The sequence below is a fragment of the Faecalibacterium hominis (ex Afrizal et al. 2022) genome, from assembly GCF_049545105.1.
Classification (GTDB): domain Bacteria; phylum Bacillota; class Clostridia; order Oscillospirales; family Ruminococcaceae; genus Faecalibacterium; species Faecalibacterium duncaniae.
The window spans coordinates 865,258-888,361 of the sequence record NZ_CP186860.1 but is presented as its reverse complement, the minus strand read 5'-3'; the positions used below and the strand labels follow the sequence as shown (position 1 = coordinate 888,361).

Below are 23,104 nucleotides of genomic sequence, written 5' to 3'. Positions count from 1 at the left end.
GTTGGCGAAGAAGCGGGCGTACTGCAAGAACACGGTGGCCGGGAAGCAGCGGGGAAAAAAATACCCGGCGGCGTTCCGGGCAGAGGTGGTAATGGCAATGCTGGGCTCCAACTCCATCTGCGCTGTGGCGAAACGGTACGGCGTGCCGGAATCGACCATCCGCAGCTGGATGAGCGAGGAGGCAGGCCGCAGTGATGCCTTTGCAAAGGCCCGGCAGGAAGCCGCGCGGGAGATCGCCATCCGGGCAAGCCTGGGGGTACGGGCACAGGTGACCTTTTTGCAGGGCCGGGCCGCTGAGAGCCAGCGGGCGGCGCAGATCACGGAGAGGCTGCACCGGCGTTTGGACGAGGACACCCGGGCCAGGGCCTTTGCCGTGGGTACCCTGCTGAAGGATGACCCGGAGGAGCTGGCGGATGCCACCGAGACCGGCCTTGTGGTGTATGGAAGGGCCGGAACCCGGAACTTGCGGCTCTACGAGGACGAGCGGAACCTGTTAAATGCCGAGCTGGAACGGTACGAGGGCCGGGTGATGAGCGACAAGAACGCGGCCGGTGTGGCCAAGGTGCTGATGGAAGTGGCCGAAAAGGCTGCTGCTATGGCCCCGGCGGAGAACACCGACAGCGAGAGCGGTCCGCCGATGGTAGAGATCGTGGCAGCCAGCGACGCGGACGGCCAGCAGGAGGTGGAAGTGGATGGCGGCACAGAGGATGCGTGACGGCAGACCGGTGATCTGGTCGCCACAGCCTGCCCAGGCACGGTTCATGCAGCGTACCGAGAACGAAGTGCTGTATGGCGGGGCCGCAGGCGGCGGAAAGAGCGACGCGCTGGTGATCGAGGCCCTGCGGCAGGTGGAGATCCCACACTACCGGGGGCTCATCATCCGAAAGACGTTTCCCCAGCTGCGGGAGCTCATTGACAAGACCATGCGGTATTACAAGCCGGTTTTCCCAAAAGCTCGGTACAACAGCAGCACACACTGCTGGACCTTCCCCAGCGGGGCAAAGATCTATTTTGGCAGCCTGAACCATGCCCAGGACAAGTACAACTACCAGGGCCAGGCCTACGACTTTATCGGCTTTGACGAGCTGACCCATTTCACCTGGGAAGAGTACAGCTACCTGCTGAGCCGAAACCGACCCAACGGCCCCGATACCCGGGTCTACACCCGGGCCACGGCCAACCCCGGCGGCATCGGCCACGGATGGGTGAAGGCAAGGTTCGTCAGCCCGGCCCCGCCCGGCACCCGGATGGTGCAGATGGTAAAGGCCAGGGCCCCGGACGGACGGGAGATCGTGCAGCGGCGGACCCGCATCTTTATCCCCAGCACCGTGTTTGACAACGCGGCCCTGCTGGAAAATGACCCGGGCTACCTGGGCACGCTGGCTGCATTGCCGGAAGCGGAGAAGAAAGCCCTGCTCTACGGCGACTGGGACAGCTTTACAGGGCAGGTGTTCACCGAGTGGAAGAACGACCCGGCCCACTACGACGACCAGCGGTGGACACATGTGATCCGCCCGTTCCGCATCCCGGGACACTGGAAGATCTGGCGGGGGTACGATTTCGGCTACTCGAAGCCCTTTTCCGTGGGATGGTATGCGGCGGACGAAGAGGGCAGGCTTTACCGCATCCGGGAGCTGTACGGCTGCACCGGGACCCCCAACGAGGGCATTAAGGCTGACCCTGTGAAGCAGGCGAGGATGATCCGGGAAGCAGAAGAGAACGACCCCATGCTCCGGGGTCGCACCATTCTGGGCGTGGCCGACCCGGCCATCTTCAACGAGAGCCAGGGCGAGAGCATTGCTGCCATGCAGGAAAAGAGCCCGAACTTTCTGCACTGGGCTCCCGGCGACCACACCCGGCTGGCGGGCAAGATGCAGTTCCACTACCGGCTGGCATTCCAGGCGGACGGGCGGCCCATGCTGCAGGTGTTCAACACCTGCAAGCACTTTATCCGCACCATCCCGAACCTGGTATACAGCGAGAGCAACGTGGAGGACATTGACACCGACCAGGAGGATCACATCTACGACGAGTGCCGGTATGTGCTGATGGAGAATCCCCTCAGCCCGCCCCGGACAGAGCCGGTGCAGCCCATGCCGGATGACCCGCTGGAGCTGGGGAAGAAAGCGAGGTTTTTTAGAGTATGACCGACGTGATCGGCACAGAGCAGGTGGCGAAGGCCACGGCGCTGTTACAGAGATACAAGACCGGCAAGGCGGCGCTGGACAAGCGGATCGTGGATAACGAGCTGTGGTTCCGGATGCAGCACTGGGCCAACTACAAAAACGAGATGATGGAGGGCAAGCCCAAACCTTCCAGCGGGTGGCTGTTCAACAGCATTGCCAACAAGCACGCGGATGCCATGGACAACTACCCGGAACCCAACGTGCTGCCCCGGGCAGCGGACGACGAGCAGACCGCCAAGGTGCTTTCCAAGATCCTGCCGGTGCTGCTGGAACAGGCAGAATACGAGCAGGTGTACAGCGACACCTGGTGGCGCAAGCTCAAGCAGGGCACCGGCGTGAAGGGCATCTTCTGGGACCCGGGGTTACGGAACGGCGTGGGAGACATTTCCATCAAGAGCATGGATCTGCTGATGATGTACTGGGAGCCCGGCGTGATGGACATCCAGGACAGCCCCCACCTGTTCAGCCTGGCGGTGGCCGACAACGAACAGCTGAAGGCCCAGTACCCCCAGCTGGAAGGCCACACCGGCAGCACGCTGGAAGTGGCAAAGTACATCCACGACCAGAGCATTGACACCTCGGACAAGAGCGTGGTGGTGGACTGGTACTACAAAAAGGCCCGGGAGAACGGCCCGCCTCTGCTGCACTACTGCAAGTTCTGCAACGGCGTGGTGCTCTACGCCAGCGAGAACGACCCGGCCCTTGCTGACCGGGGATTCTACGACCACGGCAAGTACCCCTTTGTGTTCGATACCCTGTTCGTAGAAGAGGACAGCCCGGCGGGCTTTGGGTACATCGACGTGATGAAGGACACCCAGACCGCCATTGACGAAATGAACGCAGCCATGGACGAGAACGTGAAGCTTTCGGCCAAGGCGCGGTACATCATCCAGGACGGTGCGGGCATCAACGAGAAGGAGCTGGCCGATTTCGGCAAGGACATCGTCCACGCGGCGGGGCGGGTGACGGACGAGACCCTGCGGCCCTTACAGACAGCGGGGCTGGCGGGCAACCTGATCACCTACCGGGACGCGAGAGTGGCGGAGCTGAAGGAGATCAGCGGCAACCGGGATGTTTCCCAGGGCGGCACCACCAGCGGCCTGACCGCGGCTTCTGCCATTGCGGCGCTGCAGGAGGCTGGCTCGAAGCTCTCCCGTGATATGCTGAAAAGCGCTTACCGGGCCTTTGCAAAGGAGTGCTATTTCATCATCGACCTGATGCGGCAGTTCTACGACGAAAGCCGGGTCTACCGCATTACCGGCGACAGCGGCCAGCCGGAGTATGTACAGTTCTCCGGGGCAATGCTGCAGCCCCAGCCGGGTGGCATGATCGGCGGGGTGGAGCTGGGCAGCCACGAGCCGGTGTTTGACATCACGGTATCGGCTGCCAAGAAGAGCACCTTCAGCCGCCTTTCCCAGAACGAGACGGCAAAGGAGTGCTACCAGATGGGGCTGTTTGCCCCGGCCAACGCTGACGCGGCGCTGGCGGTGCTGGACATGATGGACTTTGAGGGCATCGAAAAGGTGCGGGAACGGGTGCAGCAGAACGGTACCCTGTACACCCAGCTGCAGCAGGCCATGGAGCAGCTGCAGAAGCTGAGCGCCATCATTGACCAGCAGAACGGCACCAACATGAGCGCCATGGCCGGGGCCGCTGCACAGGCGGCCGGAACCACGGGCGGCAGCGGCGGACAGACCACCGCAAAGACGGCGACCAACGGCCTGGGGGCTGTGGTGGGCGGCGGAGGCAACAGCCTGGCCACCCAGGCGGCAAAGCGGGCCATGAACGTGAATAATCCGAATAAATGACCCTCTCAACGCGCAATGCGTCTGACGACGCAGTTGCTTGCAGCTCCCCCGAAGAGCAACGGCGACGACCGCCGCCAGTGGCGGATTGAGGGAGGAGCTGTTGGGGCCGCGGCCAGCAAGACACAAGCACAATACTTTGTGCGAAGTGGATGCTGGGAGCCGCAACCCGATAGCTCTGCTTAGAGGAAATTTTGGAAGGAGCGATAGAATGATCCAGATCACTTACAACGAGATGGGAGACATGATGTTCCTGCGGGCCGAGGGGCACGCGGAGTTTGCACCCAAGGGGCAGGACATTGTATGTGCTGCCGTGAGCGCGCTGATGCAGACGCTGGCCTACAGTCTGGACAGCGGGACCGTGACCTGTGCCGATGACAGGAACCTGATGGTGGTACAGGCAAAGCAGGGCACTGACAGCCTGGCAAAATTTGAGCTGGTGACAGACGGTCTGATCCTGCTGGCGGATGCCTACCCGGAGCATGTGCGGTACATCAACCTGCACGCAGACAAGGCGGATGCGATTGATTTGCAGCTCTTTGCAGACGGGGGAACAGGTGCCAACGGGGACGGAACCTCTCAGTCCGCTGGCGCGGACAGCTCTCCCAACGGGAGAGCCAACGCATCTGCAGGGGCAGCGAATGGGGAAGGCAATGCCATTGAGCTGCCTGCCCTGCGGCCGGCAGAAGAGCGGCTGGCCCGGCGGAGCGGGGTGCTGAAGCGGAGCAGTCGGGAAGAGGGCTCACCCTCTCAGTCGGCGCAGAGCGCCGCCAGCTCCCCCGAGGGGGGAGCCCTTGGCAGTGAGGAAAAGTCTGAGCTGGACGAGGAAGCGGCAGAGAACCAGAACGAACTCGAGGGCAAGGACGGCGAGGAGAAAGGCGAAGGCAAGACCAAGAGCCCGGAGGAGCGGCGGAAAGCCTTTGGTGAGCTGCTGCGCGGAGAGTATGCCGACCTGACCGAGGAGCTGATGCAGAACGCCGTGACCGAAGCGGCCCGGCGGCTGGAAGCAAGCCCGGCCATGAAGGGTCTGATGCAGGCGCTGCAGGAAAAGTACGGCACGGATGCCAACGACCTGGTGGCCCTGACAGAGGCTGTGCGGAACGGCGCGGTGAAAGACGATGCCTACTACGAGAAGCTGGCCATGGAGAAGGGCGTTTCCACCAGGACGGCCCGGGAGCTGGACAAGCTGGAAAGCCAGAACAAGCACTTGACCGAACAGCAGCAGATGATCCAGCAGATGGAACGTCAGCGTGCCCAGCAGGCCCGCATTGCTGAGCTGCAGGCTGGATGGGACCGGGAAGCGGAGCAGCTGAAAGCCCAGTATCCCGACTTCAACATGGCTGAGGTGCTGGCGAACCCGGAAGTGGAGAAGATGATGCGGTCGGGCGTTTCTATGACGAACGCCTACCGCAGCGCCTACTTTGATCACATCCTGAAACAGCAGCAGGCCGCCACGGCCCGGCAGGTGGAGCAGGGTGTGGTGAACAGGCTGCAGCAGCGCAACGCCCGGCCCGGCGAGAATGGCACCCGCCCCGGCGGCGCGGTGCAGACCAAGATCGACGTATCCCACATGAGCCGCAAGGAAATGGAAGAGATGGAGAAGCGGGTCATGCGGGGTGAAGTGATTACACTGTAAACCTCTCACCGGCACTGTCCGCCTACGGAGGCGCAGATGCCGGAGCTCCCCTAGTAGGGGAGCCGTGAGTAGAGGAAAATAAATTTTAGGAGGAAGCTATGAACAACAGAACCGAGAACCTGAAGCTGGATCTGCAGATGTTTGCAACGGCCAGCACCCAGAACCAGAACACCACCGGCGCATCCGGCATGAGTGCCGAGATGAAAACCTTTTACGAGAAGCGCCTAATCGACCAGGCAGAGCCTGCCCTGGTGCATGACCAGTTCGGTGACCCGTATCCCATTCCGGCCAACGGCGGCAAGAACATTGAGTTCCGCAAGTATGACAGCCTGCCCAAGGCCACCACTCCGCTGACCGAGGGTGTGACCCCGGACGGCCAGACCATGAACGTTTCCACCGTTACCGCTGAAGTCAAGCAGTACGGCGGCTGGGTACCCATTACCGACACGCTGCAGCTGACTGCAATTGACAACAACATCGTGCAGGCGACTAAGATCATTGCCAGCCAGGCGGGCCGCACCCTGGACACCATCGTGCGTGATGTGCTGGCGGGCGGCACCAATGTGATCTATGCGCCCAAGATCGGCGAGGGCGGCGCGGAGACCGCTGTGACCAGCCGCGCCACCCTGGACGCGACCTGCCAGCTGACCAGCGACCTGATCGCCCGTGCGGCCACCCAGCTGAAAGCCATGAACGCTGACCCCATCGGCACCAGCTTTGTGGGCATCATCCACCCTTATGTGGCCTATGAACTGCGCCGCGACCCGGACTGGATCGATGTGCACAAGTACGCCCAGCCGGACGAGATCTACAACGGCGAGATCGGCACGCTGCACGGTGTGCGCTTTGTGGAGACCAGCGAGGCAAAGATCTGGAAGGGCACCGGCTGCCCGGCGGGTCTGGCCGTGTTCAGCACCCTGATCCTGGGTGCCCACGCCTACGGTTCCACCGAGATCGAGGGCGGCGGCCTGGAGCACATCGTGAAGCAGCTGGGCTATGGTGACGACCCCCTGAACCAGCGTGCGTCTGTGGGCTGGAAGGCACACAAGACCGCTGAGCGCCTGGTGGAGCAGTACATGGTGCGCATTGAGAGCTGCAGCGCACGGTACAGCGCAACGGCTGAGGCGAACTAACCCTCTCACCACTCCATCCGCCTATGGCGGCATGTCGAGGAGCTCCCCCGAAGGGGGAGCCCTGCTTAGAGGAAATAGAAAGGAGCCGATAAAATGGCAGAAGCAAAGAAAAAGACTGAGACGATCCGGCTGTTTTCGGACGGCGGGAAGTACAAGGGCGACCTGTTCGTGAGCGTGAACGGTGTGAACTACCAGTTGCAGCGCGGCAAGAACATTGAGGTGCCCCCGGAGGTGGCGGAGGTCATCCGCCACAGCCAGGAACAGGACGACCAGACCGCTGCCCGCATGGAAGAGCTGGCGAATAAGGCGTAATTTTAACCCTCTCAGTGCGCAGTCCGGCATGTCCGGAGCTGCTTAGATGTATCCCCCCGGCCCGGCGGCACACGCTGTGCCGGGGGTTATTTGTTTGGAGGTCTTTTATGACAGTAGGAAAGGCAATTGCAACGACGACGACCGCCGCCAGTGGCGGAAACAGGGAGGAGTTGTTGGGGCCGCGGCCAGCAGAACACGAGCACAAAGCTTTGTGCGAAGTGGACGCTGGGAGCCGCAACCCGGGTTGCAGATGTGAAAGGATGGGATAAGCGTGACAGTAGGAAAAGCAATCGAAACCGCTGACAAGCTGCGGCCCAACAACGGGTTTGACCGCGAGCTGAAGATCTTATGGCTGCGGCAGGCGGATGCGGGGCTGAGAAAGAGCGTGGTGGACAAGAGCGACACCACCGATTTTGATGCCGTGGGTGCGGATATTTTATACGACCGGGAGCAGGAACTTTTGCGGCAGGACGCGGAGCTGCTGCTGCCGGAGCCCTACGACAGCTACTATGCCCACTATCTGGCGGCCCAGATGGACGCGGCCCTGGGCGAGACCGACCGCTATGCCAACGAGATGCAGCTGGCCAACGAGAACCAGCAGGAGTTTGCAGCCTGGTGCAGGCACACCTACCTGCCCAGGATGGCCACGAAGTGGAGGTACTGAGATGGCACTGCCGAGTTTATACAGCATCTCGACGGGGAAGAGCAGCCAGACGGCCTTTGGCGGCCTGAACGAAAGCTATGCCTGCGCCGAGGCAGAATTTACCGAGATGAAGAACTTTTCCAGCCGGGGATACCCCGCACTGCAGACCCGGACACCCCGGCGCACCATGCGGGCTATGGGCCGCTGCAACGGGATGTATCACCTGAACGGCCTGCTGCTGTGCGAGGGTACCACCCTGCGCTACACCGAGGACAGCGAGGACGACGTGGCCACCGCGGCTGCGGGCGGGGAGATCGTGCTGGAAAACGCCGTGACGGACAGCGAGAAAATTATGATCGGCATGGGCACGAAGATCCTGATCTGGCCGGATGCCAAGAGCTTTGACACGGCCACCGGAAAGCTGGAAGCTCTGAGCGCTGCATGGAGCCAGACCGGCACGGTGACCATTGCCCCCTGCGACGCGGGCGGCAAGACCTACACCGTGAGCAGCGTGGGCACCACGGAACCTTCTGGCCCGGCGGACGGGACGCTGTTTCTGAAACAGAACTCCTCTTCCAGCAAGTGGGCCTATGTGAACGTGCTGGAACAGTACGATGCCAAGAGCGGCAAGTGGGCGGAGATCCTTTTGAACAGCGTGAAGATGACCCTGCCCGGGCTGGCCGCTGCGGGCTTCAAGAAGGGGGACACCATTACGGTGGAGCAGGTGCCCGGGCTGGTGGAAGAGTATCTGGCCGAGGGCGTGAACGGCGAGGTGACCATTGAGCAGATGGACGGGGACAGCATTGTGCTGACCGGCAGCCCAAAGACCGAGAGCGCCCGCTATTACGGCAGCTTTACCGTGACGGCGGGCGGTACCACCTGGAAGAGCATGAACGGCAGCGAGAGCGCCACAGCGGGCGGTGCAGCCATTACCGCACGGCGGCGGGTGCCCCGGCTGGAATATGTGACCGAGAACGCAAACCGGGTATGGGGCTGCAACAGCGAGGAGAACGTGATCTACAGCTGCAAGCTGGGCGACCCCACCAACTGGTACAGCTACCGGGGCATTGCTTCGGACAGTTACGCCGTGAACGTGGGCAGTGACGGCCCCTTTACCGGTGCGGCCACCTGCATGGGCTATGTGCTGTTCTTCAAGGAGAACTGCCTGCACAAGCTCTACGGCAGCCGCCCGGCGGACTATCAGCTGGTGAGCGTACAGTGCCGGGGCGTGGCCAAGCAGGCCAGCAAGAGCATGTGCGTGCTGGCGGAAGTGTTGTACTACCTTTCCCCTGACGGCGTGATGGCCTGGGACGGCAGCCTGCCGGTGAAGATCAGCGGCGGACTGGACAACACCTGGCTGATGAACGTGCGCGGGGCGGTGGGCGGTGTGCTGGACACCCGGTATTACCTGCATCTGCGGGTGCCGGGCCGGAACGAGACCCGGCTGCTGGTCTACGACACCGAACGGCGGCTCTGGCACGAGGAGGACACGGCGGCAGAAGAGAATGCTTCCGGCTGGGCGATGTGCTCCACGGGGCGGCAGCTCTACCAGTGGGACGGCGTGAACCTGTGGGCCACCGAACCGGAACGGGAGGCCGACCGGGACACCGACACGGCAAAGGCGAATTTGGAACAGAAGGTGGGCTTTGAGGCTGTGAGCGGCGACATTGGGTTGAACATCCCGGCGGACAAGTACATCAACCGGGTGTTTCTGCGGGTGGATGCCCTGACGTACAGCGTTGTGGAGCTGCAGGCCAGCTATGAGGGCGGGGCCTGGGAGACGCTGGGCCAGGCAGCCGTTCTGAACAAATACACCCGGGTCAACCTGCCCTTTGTGCCGGAGCGGCACGACACCATGCGGCTGCGGATCAAGGGCACCGGGCAGATCGCGGTGCGGAGCATTGCGTTCAGCATGGCAGAGAGCCGGGGCAACCGGGTGGCCGGAGGGGAACCGAAACGATAGCCCTGCTTAGAGGAAGGAGATTTTATATGGCAGATATTACGAGGCTTGGCGAGATCGCCATGCCGAAACTGAGTGACAACATGGCCCCGGAGGACAGGCGGAGCATCAACAACTACCTGATGCAGCTGCGGGACCAGATGATGTACATGATGCAGAACCTGGACGAGACGAACTTCAGCGACACCATGCGGGACAAGCTGGTGGCCATGGGGCTGAAGGTGGAGTAAACGAAAGGAGACAGTGAGAAGATGGCAAGAGGAAAATGGTGGGAGTACCTGATTCCGGGCCACAATGTGGGGCTGATGGTAGGTGATGTGTATGACAGCATTACCGGCAACAGCGAAAAGAATGCGGGCACCGGCGTGTTTGGAACCAGAAAGAACGATTCCAACAGCTACCAGTACGCCCAGAGCAATGACCGGGTGACCACGGCAAAGAACAATCTGGATTACTGGAAGGGACAGCAGCCGGAGGACAAGACGGGCCAGTATGACAGCCAGATCAGCGGCACGCAGAGCCAGCTGGACAAGATGAACCGGGATGGCTTTTCCTACGATTACACCAAGGACGCGGCTTACCAGCAGTACAAGAACCAGTACACCCGGGGTGCGGAGCTGGCCAGCGAGAACGCTGCCGCCAACGCTTCGGCCCGCAGCGGCGGCTACGGCAACAGCTGGGGCACTTCCAGCGGGCAGACGGCCTACCAGAGCACCATGAACGGGCTTTCGGACGTGGCAGACAGCTTATACAACCAGGCCTACAACGAATATACCACCAGGAAGAGTGACCTGGGCAACCGGCTGAGTTCCCTGAATCAGCAGAAGCAGCTGGCAATCAGCGATTACAACACCAAGCTGAACAATTTCCATGGCCAGCTGAACAATGCCCAGACCGAATATGCCAACGCGGTGGCAGCAGCCCAGCAGAAGGAGGCGAACAACACCAACTTCTGGGGGAACGTTTTGCAGGTCGGCGCACAGCTGCTGCCGTGGGTGCTGAAAGCGTTTGCCGTGATCTGAAGACCGGTGTGTGGCAGAAGAAAAGGAGAACGACATGTTATTTGATACCTTACGGAGAAAGAACCAGGCGGAACAGGAAGAGCGGGAATGGAATGCCAACCGCCCGGCGGACTATGTGAGCCGGAACAAGGACGCAATGGACAGCCTGACCGGGCAGATCGGCAGCGGGTTCGACTGGGACACCGGCAGCAAAGCCTACCAGCAGTACCGCGCCCAGGCCCAGGCCAATGCTGCCGCCAGTGCGGAGAACGCCCAGGCCAACGCGGCGATGCTGGCGGGCGGGTATGGCAGCAGCTACGCCGACAGCGTGGCAAAGCAGGGCCAGCAGCAGGCGCTGAGCGGCATTGACAATGCGGTACCCGGCCTGAGAGGCCAGGCACTGAGCGAATACCAGAACCAGCAGAACGACCTGCTGAGTGCCCTTTCCGGCATGGCCAACACCGAGGCGCTGGACCGCAGTGCCTACGGCAGCAACTTTGCCAACTACACGGCGTGGCAGAATTTCCTTGCCAACCAGAGCGAACAGGCCCGGAACGAGAACGACAACTACTGGAACAACCTCTGGAACACGGTAAAGAACATCGGCTCGGCGGCCCTGACAGCCTACGATGGGTACAAAGGGTACACCCAGCAGCAGTGGGAAAATGACTTTGCCCGGGAACAGTGGGAGTACAACAAGAACCGCACCGACCAGAGCGATGCCCTGAGTGCTTACCAGCAGGCGTTCAACCTGTACACCCAGGGAGCCGGGGATGCGGCCAGCGACGTGCTGAACCGGTACGGCCTGAACGCAAACGCTTTTGCCAACTACAACGGCGCACCGGTGACCCGGGACGATCAGGCTGGTGTTCTGAGCACCGCGGCTTCTCTGGTGGCAAGCGGAAATCAGGAAGCAGCGGCCAACCTGCTGAAGATGTACGGGCTGGACAGCAATGCAGCCGGTTCCTATGGCACCATTGCAAAACGTCAGCTGGCGACCCAGCTGGCAAAGGCGGCAGCTACGAAGAGCAGAGGAAGTTCGAGAAGTTCCGGCGGCTCCAGCAAGAGCGGAAGCGGGTGGACAAACAGCCAACTGCTGACGGCGCTGGGTAAGTATCAGAGCCTGAAGGATGATGACCCGACCAAGAACGTCTATGCGAACATTCTGGCCAGCGCCGGAATGCTGCCGGACGGTGACACGGGCACAACAGCAGCGACCGGAACTGGCAGCGGGCTGATCGCCCCGCTGGCGAATCCGAACAAGTGGGCCCTGCCCGGGGGAACCACGGGAGGGAGCACGGGTAAGAGTACCGGAATGCCGTACAGCAACGCCCTGAGCTATGCAAAGGGGTGGAAGGAACAGGGAATGGATGCAAATACCATCGCCAGTCGGCTGATGAATCTGGGTGCATCGGACGATGTGATCGACAGGGCAATGCAGAACGCTGGATTTTAAGGAGGAAACAGGATGGCATGGAAATCGGGAAGTGCTGCTGCGCTGCGGAACCGCAATGAAAAAGAGCGGCAGGAAAAGACTGTGATGGCAACAGCAGCGGGCGGGGCAGAACCCCTCAGTCAGCGCAAGAGCGCTGACAGTCGCAACCCGTTAGACCTTGGCAGTACGGGAAAAAGCTGGGCAAAGGGCAGTGCTGCTGCCCTGCGTGCACAAAAACAGCAGGAAGCAACGAGCCGACAGACGGGCACCGACCTGTATTCCACGGCGCTGGAGGATTACCGGACAAGGAACAACCTGGGCTTTGCGGATGCCATGGACAGCCGGAGCGACGAGCTGAACCGGCAGAAGGTGACAGTGAGCCCGGCGGGGAATACTCTGGGAACGTGGTACGGCCAGCAGGCCCAGAAGCTGAAGAACAGCTATGCGGAGTACAGCCAGCCGGAGGCCTTTGACCAGGCCAACCAGTGGTTTGACCAGCCTCGGAATCAGGAGCTTGTGAACAAGCTGCTGGAAAAGAAGAGCAATTATACCAGCTATGCCGAGACCGGCACCAGCAGAAACGGGGCCAGCGCCGGGGATGGTAGCATCGACCCATTCCGCACCACGGGAATCAAGGGGAAGGTGGGCAACACCTACAGCACGGCGGACCTGAAAAAGCTGGGGTACACGGACACGGAGATCCGGCAGGCCAGGGAGTATCTGGACACCATGGAAGAAATCCCGGAGTGGAAGCAGCTGGCCCGGCGGACGGCAAACACCGTGGGCAGCGTTGCGGACACCGTGGCCGCTGCCCCGCTGATGGGTGCGGAGTACCTGGTGCAGGCCGGAAAGAACATCCGGCAGAGCAGCGAGAACCGGAAAGCACTGGAAGCAGAGCTTGCCCGGAACCCCCGCGAGAAGAACCTGTATGACCAGCTGATGGAAACTGACATGGACTACCAGCCCAAGTACAGCACCGGCGACCTGTTGCAGCAGGGATTTACCCGGCAGGAGATCGAGGACATGCGCAGCCGCATTGCCGGAACGGAAGCAAAGGGTGGCATCGACACGGAGAAGAGCGTGGGCTACCAGCTGTACAACCGGGGCCAGCAGTTGACGGGCGCGGCCCAGAGCGGCCTGACCGATGTGCAGCGGACCGTGCAGGGCGTGGCGACCAGCGCGGCAGAGAACCTTGCAGTGGCTGCCATCAACCCGGCGGCGGTGCTGCCGGTGCTGAGTGCCCAGGGCGCTGCGGATGCCATGGGCAAGAGCGCGGCCAAGGGCGAAAGCGCAGGCAAGGCGCTGGCGGGCGGTGTGGCCAAGTTTGGCGCAGGATGGGCCATCAACAGCGTGGGTGCGGCTGATCTGGCAAGAACCATGGGCGCGGACTACGCCAGAAATTCCGTGGCGGGAGCTGTGGCAGACAAGATCCGGGCGCTGGCTGGGGATTCGGCCTTTGCGGCGGCACATCCGGCAGTTGCCAACGCCATTTCCGGCGGCATTGACAACGCCGTGCAGGCCTTTGTGGAGACCTACGCCGACAAGGCCATTGATGCGGCCCTGGGAGACAGCGAAGCTGCCCAGACCATGTTTACCACGGACACGCTGGTTCAGGCGCTGGAAGCGGGCCTTTCCGGCGGCGCGTCCGGTGCACTGGGCGGCGCTGTGGGCACAGGGCTTTCCAGGATGAACGCGGGAGATTCCAGCCTGCGGGGCAACGTGGAGCGGTATGCCGCTCAGGACGAATACGAGCAGGCGCTGAAGGAACACCAGCGCCGGGAGGAGCTGGCGCGGGAACCGGAACCCCTCAGTCAGCGCGTGAGCGCTGACAGCCCCCCTAATAGGGCAACGACGACGACCGCCGCCAGTGGCGGAAACAGGGAGGAGTTGTTGGGGCAGCGGCCAGCAGGATACGAGCGAAGTGAAGTAGACGCTGGGAGCCGCAACCCGTTAGCCAAGCTCACGTTGCAGGCACAGACGGAAACAGCTGCGAACCAAGCGGCTGAGGGCAACAGTGCGGAAACTGCTGCCATATCGGACAACTTGGCTGTGCAGACGTTTGCAGAAGCGGCGGCCGGTGACAGCCTGACAGGCAAGACCATCAGGCTGTTCACCCCGGAGGCCGGAAACGAGGCAAACCGCGCGGCTTTTGAGGAAGCCTATGGGGTGAAGTTGCCGAGCACGGCTGCGGCTACCCGGCGGATGCTGCGGGAAGTGGCGGCACAGCGCAGCCAGCAGAATGCTGTTGAGAACGCTGGGGAAAGTGTGGAAAGCCCCACGGAAACAGCGGCGGACGGCGCAGAACCCCTCAGTCATCGCATAAGCGCTGACAGCCGCAACCCGTTAGCCCTTGGCAGTGCGGAAAACACTGGTCTGACAGCGCAGAATGGAGCTGACCGGCAGGCTGTGATGCAGTCGGTCCCTGTGGAAGAAAGCACCCTTGACGGGATGGACAACAGCAACAGCCCGATGCGGGAGACCTACGGCATGGAAGCACCGAGGACGGAGGGCCAGAAGCAGGCCCGGACGGAGCAGGTGCTGCGGAGCTGGAAGGTGGGCGAAAAGGCGGCGCAGGAGATCAGCCGGAAACAGCCGGAAGGCGTGGACAGTGACCGCTATGCGGCGGCAGCATCCACTCTGTACCGGCTGGGCCAGATGGAGGACGTGAAGACATTTGACCAGGCGCTGGAGCTGGCGGGCACCGGCAGCGGCATGGCGGCCAACGTGAACTATGTGCTGGGCAATCTCAAGGGCCGGAACGCGCTGGAGATCGCCTACACCTACGGCAGGGATGCGGCAGATACCCGGTGGGCCAAGAGCCAGCTGGGCGGCACTCTGACGGAACAGAGCCTGACGGGCAGGGGTGAGACCATCTACAAGGGAACCCTGCGCAACGCGAACGACGCTGGCAGCCAGGTGATCGAGCTGAACGCGGCGGCAACCGGCACCACGGCTGTTCTGAAAAACGTGCTGCAGAACGGTGCGGGACAGGCAGACAGCCGGGTGCGGGCGTATGTGGACACAGAAACGGGACGCATTTTCTTTGGTGACAGTGCAAATGACGTGTTTGGAACGGTGCTGCATGAGGACTACCATTGGTATAACGCTCTGGACAGCGAGGGAGCCAAGGCCTTGCAGGATCACGCGCTGCTGTATCTGGCCAGGAGCAGCGGCTTTGAGACCGTGGACGAGATGATCCGGGAGAAGATGACCGACTATGCCCAGCAGAATCTGACCTATGAGGAAGCTGCCGAGGAGCTGGTGGGCGATGCCTGGCGGGGCATCTTCTCCAATGAATCCGATTTCAAGCGCTGGGTAGAGTTCCAGCGCGGGCAGGCCGAGAAGAACAGCGGCAGGGCCGGAACCATCCGCACCGTGATGAACCGGGTGAAGGAGATGCTGGGCGGCATCATCAGCCGGGCCAAGGAAGTGCTGACCCTTGACCCCGACAACCGGGCTGCCCTGAAGGCCCAGCGCCTGGCCGAGAACGAGCGCAGAATTTTGCAGGACGAATACTTTGCCCACGCTGAAAAGGCTATGGACAACCTGCGCAGTGCAAAAGAAAACGCCGCTGCCCCCAAGACAGAGAGCGCGGCGGAAGGACAGGGCGTGAGATATTCCATTAACCCGAGCTATGCACAGGACATTGACGAGTGGAACCGTGACGGACGAAACAGCCGGGAAATCTTTGTGCTGGGCAGCACGGCGGAAGCTTTGCAGGGACTGGGCGCACGAGAAAATGACATCTACATGAAAGGCGATAAAATCAGCTTGATTCTGGAACAACACCCGGAAATGACGTTGAACGAGATCAAACGCATTCCGGAAATTTTGGATGACCCCATTCTGGTGCTTTCCAGCCAGAATAAGGGGCGTGCCGGTTCACAGAATACCAGACTGGTTTTGTTTGGAAGCGTGAAAGCGCAGGATGGCAGACCCGTACTGTGCGTGCTGGATCTTCAGCCAGTAGAAAACCGAATCGTGATCCAGGATATGCAGAAGGCGACCAGTGCTTATACCAAGGATAACGACCCTGTGAGATTTGTGCGGAACAGCGAAGTGCTGTATACCTCTGAAAACAAAAAAAGAACCACAGCGTTACTTAGGACACTAGGCTTCCAAATGCCTAGCGAACTGCAACGCTATGGTTCTATGGGTAGTATATCCTATCATGGGCAAAACGTCAAGATGGAAGGTGTGCCGTTTACAAAAATAGAACCCTTCGGCAAAGCCCACATGGAATCCGAAGATTCGGGGAGCAGAGGGTCGGAGGGTTCTATTTATCAGGAAAGCGCTGACACGGTACTCAAAACCGAGGAGGGCGGTGAACGCCCGAGCTTTCCTGCTAAAAACAGTATAGCACAAGAAAATGCCGAAAGCAAGAAAAACAGCGAACCTGTGAAGAAATCGGTGCGGTTCCAGCTGAGTGCTCCGGTGGAGGTGGACCAGAACAAAGACCTTGTGGCCGTGCACAACCTGACCGCCGAAAACCTGCAGGAAGCGCTGGAGCTGGGCGGGATGCCCTCGCCGTCTATTGCGGTGGTGAAAGCCCAGGAAGGTCACACCAAGTATGGCCCCATCTCGCTGGTGTTCAACTCCGATACCATTGACCCCATGGTGAACCGGGCAAACCGTATCTATGGTTCGGATGCCTGGACACCCACCCGGCCCAATGTGGAGTACAAGGTGAAACCGGATAAGGCCAGAGCACTGAACACTGAACTGGCCGAACTGAGCCGGAAAACGGCAGGCGGCGAGTTTGCGCGGAGCAATGCCATCACCGGAATCATGGACATGGAAGCATCCGATAAGAGCCCGAAACAGCTGGCAGAGAAGCTGGCCCAGAATCCCAGCGTGAAGGCCGCATATCTGGCTGACATCGGGGAGACAGTGGATGTTGCCATGAAGCAGGAGGAACGGTTTACTGCTTCACAGGTGCGGAGAAGCGAAAAGACCATTGAAGCAGTGGGCGGTGAAGAAGCGCTGCGGAACATCATTGAGACCGACCGGGCCAATGATAACCATGATCTGGCCCATACCGTGCTGGAAAAGGTGCGGGAAGCAGAAAAGGATTGGGCGATGGAAGAGTTCGGGTGGAGCGAAGAAAAGGCTCAGAAAAAGGCCGAGAGAGTAATCCCCCCGAAGTTGCTGATACTGCTGAATAATGCTTATGATTACATGGTGACAGAGGACAAAGGCGGAAAACTGGTGCGAGATACCGATGCCATGCTGAAGAAAGTGCAAGAGAAAGCACCAGATCAGGATGTGGAGGAATGGATCCTGCCGAAGGTGGAGAAGATTCTGGGTGAGAAGGGAATCTACAACGGAAAAGAAGTTTACACCCGGAACGGCAACCGGCGCAGTTTTGCCCAGCTGCACAACAGCTACACGCTGGAAAACCTTGTGGCTGCTATGAATGCTCAGAATGCACGAGGGCAGGGTACATGGGGCCTTTCGGCCAGCACCCTGATGAGCACGGCCACGGCGGAGTACCAGAACCTGGACGAAGTGCGGGCGGACAAGGGCCGCTTGCAGCAGATGCCGGAAGAAGAGTACAAGGCGCTGCTGGAAAAGGCAGATGACCAGATCAGCGATATCCTTGACAAGCTGCGGAGAGAGACTACACCCCATGCAGACAACAGCTTTGAAGAGCGGGAAATCCTGGGCGGCATCCTGATGCAGGCCGCACAGGGAAAACAGACGGCGGCAGCCATTGGAAAGACCTTTGCAAAAGAGGGGTATACCATTGGCAAGGACACGGCCCAGATGATCCTGAACCTGTACAAGAACGTGGCTGCTATTCCAACCGGGTACTTTGAAGCAAAGCCCCAGCGGGCCGTGGGCTTTGATGAGGTGCGGGCGGCGATCCTGCCCGACAACACCAGCAGCACCCTGATCGACAGCCTGAAAGAGACCGGCATTGACGTGAAGCTCTACAAAGCCGGGGACGATGCCCAGCGTACGGCCCTGCTGAACAAGGTGCCGAACGTCCGTTTCCAGCTGGCCGAACAGGCGGAACGGGACGCGCGAAAGAACACCCAGCGGCAGGCAAGCCGGGCCATTGCGGACAACAGCGCGGCGATGGAAACGCTGGCCCAGATGATGGGTGTGACCCACGGTGTGAGGATCAGCCAGGATTCCATTGACGGGCTGGCGGTGCGGTGGACAAAGGCCAACGGCAGCAGGGCCGACCGGACAAAGATTGCCGGAGAGACCCGGGCGCTGGTGGAGTACATGACGGCGGACGGGGCCAGCATGAGCAAGGCCAGCGCGCTGTCTGAGACCATTGCAGATGAAATACTGAGCGGGGCGACCTACCGGAACACCGAGCTGTGGGACGAGTACCCGGAATACCACGACCTGAGCTACACGGTGAACAAGGACGGCCCGGCCAAGGCGGAGCTGGTGAAGCGGTACGGGACGTGGAGCGAAGCGGTGGCGGAGGCCCGGCGGCACGGTGTGAAGCTGCGGCAGGCAGAGGGTGTGCGGGACGGCAACCCGGCGGAAGTGTATGAAGCCATCGTCAACGACACCCGGGCCATGGGCGGCACAAAGCAGGGCGCAGCGGAATTGTTCCGGGGCGCGGCCAAGGCAGCGGGCGTGGACGGCGCGGCCAGCATGGAGAGCACCGAGTGGCTGGATGTGCTGATGAACGTGCACGATGCCATCAAGCCCAGGATGATGAGCCGCTTTGCGGATGCTGCCGAGTACGAGGATGCCAAAGTGGAGCTGGCCGACCGGATGCTGGGTGATATCCTGAGCGTGCCGGAGATGACCGATGCACAGGCCATCTTTGACGGGCTCCAGCGCTGGCAGCGCCAGGCTGTGGCTGCTGCCGTGGGCGAGGAGAACGCGGAGCAGGCGCTGAAGGACCTGCGGAAGGTGCAGAAGGAGCAGAACCGGGAGTTCAACCGGAGGATGTATGAGAACAGCCGGAACGGAAGCCGGGATGAAGCACTGCGGCAGTGGACAGAACAGCAGAAGCGGAATGAAAAAGCAGAAAAGCTGCTGGATCAGAATCTGGATACGCTGGGGCTGGACATCACCAACTACGGCGACATGGCCGAAAAGCTGGACGTGCTGAAGGAAGCCTACGAACGGGAGTGGAAGGCCGAAAAGAAGCGGCTGAAGGAAGAACGCCAGCAGATGCTGGACGAGATCCGGCTGGAAAACAAACAGCTGAAGCGGGAGAACTGGAACCTTTCGCACCAGGTGGCAGGAGAACAGCGCCGGGCTGACCGAGCTGAGTGGCAGCTGATCCATCAGGAAAACGAACTGCTGGAATGGGAGCAGGAAAACCAGCGCAAAGCTCAGGAGTGGCAGGAAAAGCAGGCGGAACGAAACGCAATCGCCATCACTGCAGCTCAGCAGCAGCGGGACGAGGACATTGCCATTGCCAAGAAGCTGGCTGAGAAGCGGGTACAGAAAGCCCGGGACGGTCGGCAGAAGGACGAGCTGAAACGGGCCATCCGGAACAATGCCACCCAGCTGAACCAGATGGTGCTGCGGCCTGCAAAGGACAAATATGTGCAGCCCCGGCTGATCCTGCGGGCGCTGGAAGTGGCAAAGCTGGCGGACATGACATTGCTGAACCAGAATGCCGTGAACCGGCTGGATGCGCTTGCAAACAGCATCCGGGCCGAATACGGGGATGCAGACCACCCGGTGGTGACGGAGATGAGCAATGACTGGGAACAGAGCGGCATTGCCAACCTGATCGATGCCCTGAAGGCTGACCTGAATGCCAGCAAGCAGGCCCAGCTTGACCGGCTGAACCAGCAGCTGACAGAGGCCGAGGCACTGCCGGACAGCGAAAAGGCCGAGATGCTGCGTGACCGGCTGAGAAAGCGGATCCGGGAGACCGAGAACCGCACCTATCTGCCCATGACGGTGGACCAGATGCGGATGCTGAAAGCCATTACGACCAGCACCCTGCATGTGATCCGGACGGCAAACAAGACCCTGAGCCTGCAGCAGGCCGAGGCGGTGGACAAGATCGCCAACGAGGCGGCTGCAGAGGTGCGCCAGAGCAAGGGCAACGATGGAAAGCTGCGGAGCGCCCTGACCAGATACAACCTGGACATGTTGGGAGCTGCCCGCGTGTTCCGGATGCTGGGCGGCTACGCAAAGAACAGCCAGATGGAGAAGCTGGGCACCATGCTGAATGACGGCCAGCGGGAACAGACCCGGATCACTGTGGAGGGAACGAAGCTCTTTGACAATGTGACGGGCAAGGCGAACCTGAGACAGATGGAAAAATTCGCCGGTCCGGGCGCGGAGCTGGTGGACATTGGCCTGAAGGACAGCAAGGGTCGGGCTGCACCGTTGACCCACGCCCAGCTGTGCAGCCTGTACATGCACCTGCAGAACGCCGACAGCCGGGAGCACCTGCTGAACGGTGGCCTGACGATCCCGGATGCGGAGGAGTACAACAGGGGCGACATTGAGAAGGCTTACCAGAAGGGCCAGACCGTGCGGATCGGGATGCTGACCGACAGCGAGGGCAAACCCATGGCCGACACCGTGATCCAGGCCGTGGAGAAGGCCATGACCGACTACGACCGGGCCTGGTGCGAGGACATGAAGCAATTCTTCGGCAGCTACACCACGAACCTGATCAACGAGACGAGCATGAAGCTGCTGGGCTACCAGCGGGCCACCGTGAAAAGCTACTACCCCATTGCAGTGGACAAGACGGCGCTGGCGACCCAGATCGAGGGCGTGAAGCTGGATGCCACCATTGAGGGCCGGGGCTTTCTGAAGAACCGTGTCAAGAGCCAGATGCCCATCCTGCTGGAGGAGTGCAGCAGCGTGGTGCAGCGGAGTTTGCGGGACACGGCAGCCTATGCCGGACTGGCGGCACCCATCCGGGATGTGCAGAAGGTGCTGAACAGTGGCATTGAGACCGAGGACGGCATCAAGATGCTGAAAAATGGTATCCTGAAAGAGCAGTGGGGCCAGAGCGCGACGAACTACATCGATGATCTGCTGACCGACCTGCAGACCACGCAAAGAAAGCGCTCGACCACAATGACCAAAGTGCTGGACAGGTTGCGCGGCAACTATGCGGGCGCGATCCTGACGCTGAACCCTGGTGTGGCCATTGCGCAGGCGGCATCTCTGCCCACGGCGGGCGCGGTACTGGGTGCGGATACCATGGCGGCGGTGGTGCCGTTTGTGAAGAACCTCTCCGGCAAGCAGCGGGCAGCGCTGGAGGCGGAGATCGCCCAGCACGGGGATGTGCTGCTGCGATACCGACTGCGGGGCAGCCAGCGGGGTGAACTTGCCAGCATTGGCGTGAGCCAGGGCATGGCGGAAAAAGCCATGGACAAGCTGCCCAAGTGGGTGACCGGCTGGATCAACAGCATGGACGAGATTACGGTGGCGGCACTGTGGGAAGGCTCCAAGCGGTATGTGGAGCACCATACCAATGAGTTTGCAGAGGGTGCAGCCACGAAAGGCAGCGAAGCCTACTGGGAAGCCGTGAACAAGATGTATCAGCGGGTCATTGAGGAGACCCAGCCAAACTACACCACCATGCAGCGGGCGGGGATCCAGCGCAGCGACAACGAACTGGTGAGGACCCTGACCATGTTCACGACCCAGCGGTTCCAGAACTACGGCATTCTGGCAGATGCGGTGCTGGCCTACAATGCCAAGTGGGAGCGCAGCCATGCAGACCCCACCGAGGAGAACCGGGCAGAGCTGAAACGGGCCGGGAAGAACCTGAACCGAGCGGTGACCAGCCAGATCGTGCAGACGGCAGTGTTTGCGGCCATGAAGATCGGCGCGGACTTCCTGCTGCACCGGTGGGACCGGGAACAGGACGAGAACGGCGACATTACCGCATGGAGTTTACTGAAGCGGTACGCCGACCTGTATGTGGGAAGCGCAGCAGGCACGTTTCTGTACGGCAGCGAGCTGTACAGCTTTGTGGGCAACGTGGCCGGGGGCAAGGACTATGATGTGGTCAGTGCCCCGAACCTGAGTGCTATCAATGACCTGGGAACTGAGGCGATGCGGCTGTACAAGCTGCTGGCCACCGACACCGGCGAGATGGACGAGGAAGAGCTGGAAGCATACCACGAGAAGCTGCGGAAAGCGGCCCTGACCTTTATGGAGGACGGAATGGAACTGAAGGGGCTGCCGGCCGGGAATGCGGAAAAGCTGCTGGAAGCGGCATGGAAATGGAGCGGAAATGCAGCCTATGCGGTGACGGGCGGAAAGTACGGCGAGAAGCTGAGCCTGAATTCCCTGCCCGCCAGCGCCACCGGGCAGTATGATCGGCTGTACAACGCCATTGCCGAGGGGGACACGGACAACGCCAGCGGTGCTATGGCGAAGCTGGAAGCCATGGGCAAGGACGAAAAGACCATTGCCAGCCAGCTGAAGAACCGGCTGAAGAAATACAGCCCGGAAGTAGAGCAGGCGGCCAGGGCCCGGAACGAGGGCAAAGACAGCCAGCGCCAGGAGCTGACAAAGCAGCTTGTGCGGGAAATGTACGAGACCCTGGGCATCCGGGAGGGTGTGAAAGCTGACGCGAAAAAACGGGCGTGGGTGATCGACCTTGTGATAGAAGCCATTGAAAGCAAGGCCGAGGAGCTGTACAGGGGCGGCACTGGCGGCAGCGTCTACGATGCTTTGACCGAGGCCGTGGACACCGGCCGGGCCGACGACGTGCAGGACGAGGTGAAGCGGCTGCGGACGGCAGGCAAGGAGGACGGCAGCATCAAGACGAAGATCACGGCGGCGGTGAAGGAAGAGTATCTGGCGGGCAACGACCACGACCGGGAGAAGCTGGAGAAGCTGCTGACGAGCCTGACTAAAGAGGACGGGACGGCCATGTATGAGGAGAAGAACTTTGCCCAGTGGGTGAAGGACGCGGCAAAAAAGGAGGAACAGGAAAAAAACAGCAAGGATGAGTGGGCAGGGGTGAGGTGAACCTCTCAGTCACGCTTTGCGTGACAGCTCCCCTAGTAGGGGAGCCCTGCTT

Annotated in this window: 12 protein-coding genes; all 12 read left to right on the top strand. The window is 61.1% G+C overall.

Annotated features, from left to right (window positions below; all coding sequences use genetic code 11):
- The first annotated feature begins 1 nt into the window (after nucleotide 1).
- Complete coding sequence (locus ACKXGA_RS04255) at nucleotides 2–715, top strand: transposase (RefSeq protein WP_423730157.1); 714 nt, start codon at nucleotides 2–4, stop codon at nucleotides 713–715.
- Nucleotides 693–2,147, top strand: a complete 1,455-nt coding sequence (locus ACKXGA_RS04250; RefSeq protein ID WP_317332815.1) for a terminase large subunit domain-containing protein — start codon at nucleotides 693–695, stop codon at nucleotides 2,145–2,147. Before ACKXGA_RS04255 ends, ACKXGA_RS04250 begins: the two co-directional genes overlap by 23 nt.
- Entirely contained in the window at nucleotides 2,144–3,994 is a 1,851-nt protein-coding gene (locus tag ACKXGA_RS04245) for a portal protein (RefSeq protein ID WP_423730156.1), read from the top strand. The genes ACKXGA_RS04250 and ACKXGA_RS04245 overlap by 4 nt, the downstream gene beginning before the upstream one ends.
- Nucleotides 3,995–4,202: 208 nt before the next feature.
- Nucleotides 4,203–5,627, top strand: coding sequence for a ribosomal-processing cysteine protease Prp (locus ACKXGA_RS04240; RefSeq protein WP_423730155.1), 1,425 nt, complete (start codon nucleotides 4,203–4,205; stop codon nucleotides 5,625–5,627).
- 98 nt (nucleotides 5,628–5,725) lie between these two features.
- Complete coding sequence (locus tag ACKXGA_RS04235) at nucleotides 5,726–6,760, top strand: N4-gp56 family major capsid protein (protein ID WP_423730154.1); 1,035 nt, start codon at nucleotides 5,726–5,728, stop codon at nucleotides 6,758–6,760.
- 93 nt (nucleotides 6,761–6,853) lie between these two features.
- Nucleotides 6,854–7,072, top strand: a complete 219-nt coding sequence (locus tag ACKXGA_RS04230) for a hypothetical protein (RefSeq protein WP_154277010.1) — start codon at nucleotides 6,854–6,856, stop codon at nucleotides 7,070–7,072.
- A gap of 271 nt (nucleotides 7,073–7,343) precedes the next feature.
- On the top strand, nucleotides 7,344–7,736 hold the full coding sequence (locus ACKXGA_RS04225) for a hypothetical protein (RefSeq protein ID WP_156076035.1): 393 nt from the start codon (nucleotides 7,344–7,346) through the stop codon (nucleotides 7,734–7,736).
- Nucleotide 7,737: 1 nt separating this feature from the next.
- Nucleotides 7,738–9,678 carry a hypothetical protein gene (locus tag ACKXGA_RS04220; protein WP_423730153.1) on the top strand — a complete coding sequence of 647 codons (1,941 nt, stop codon included), beginning with the start codon at nucleotides 7,738–7,740 and terminating at the stop codon, nucleotides 9,676–9,678.
- Nucleotides 9,679–9,704: 26 nt separating this feature from the next.
- Nucleotides 9,705–9,905: a hypothetical protein gene (locus ACKXGA_RS04215; protein WP_154277012.1), complete on the top strand. Its 201-nt coding sequence runs from the start codon at nucleotides 9,705–9,707 to the stop codon at nucleotides 9,903–9,905.
- A gap of 21 nt (nucleotides 9,906–9,926) precedes the next feature.
- A complete protein-coding gene (locus ACKXGA_RS04210) occupies nucleotides 9,927–10,697 on the top strand; it encodes a hypothetical protein (RefSeq protein WP_423730152.1) in 771 nt (256 codons plus the stop codon).
- Nucleotides 10,698–10,731: 34 nt separating this feature from the next.
- On the top strand, nucleotides 10,732–12,132 hold the full coding sequence (locus tag ACKXGA_RS04205) for a hypothetical protein (protein WP_423730151.1): 1,401 nt from the start codon (nucleotides 10,732–10,734) through the stop codon (nucleotides 12,130–12,132).
- Nucleotides 12,133–12,144: 12 nt separating this feature from the next.
- Nucleotides 12,145–23,052, top strand: coding sequence for a hypothetical protein (locus tag ACKXGA_RS04200; protein ID WP_423730150.1), 10,908 nt, complete (start codon nucleotides 12,145–12,147; stop codon nucleotides 23,050–23,052).
- Nucleotides 23,053–23,104: the final 52 nt, after the last annotated feature.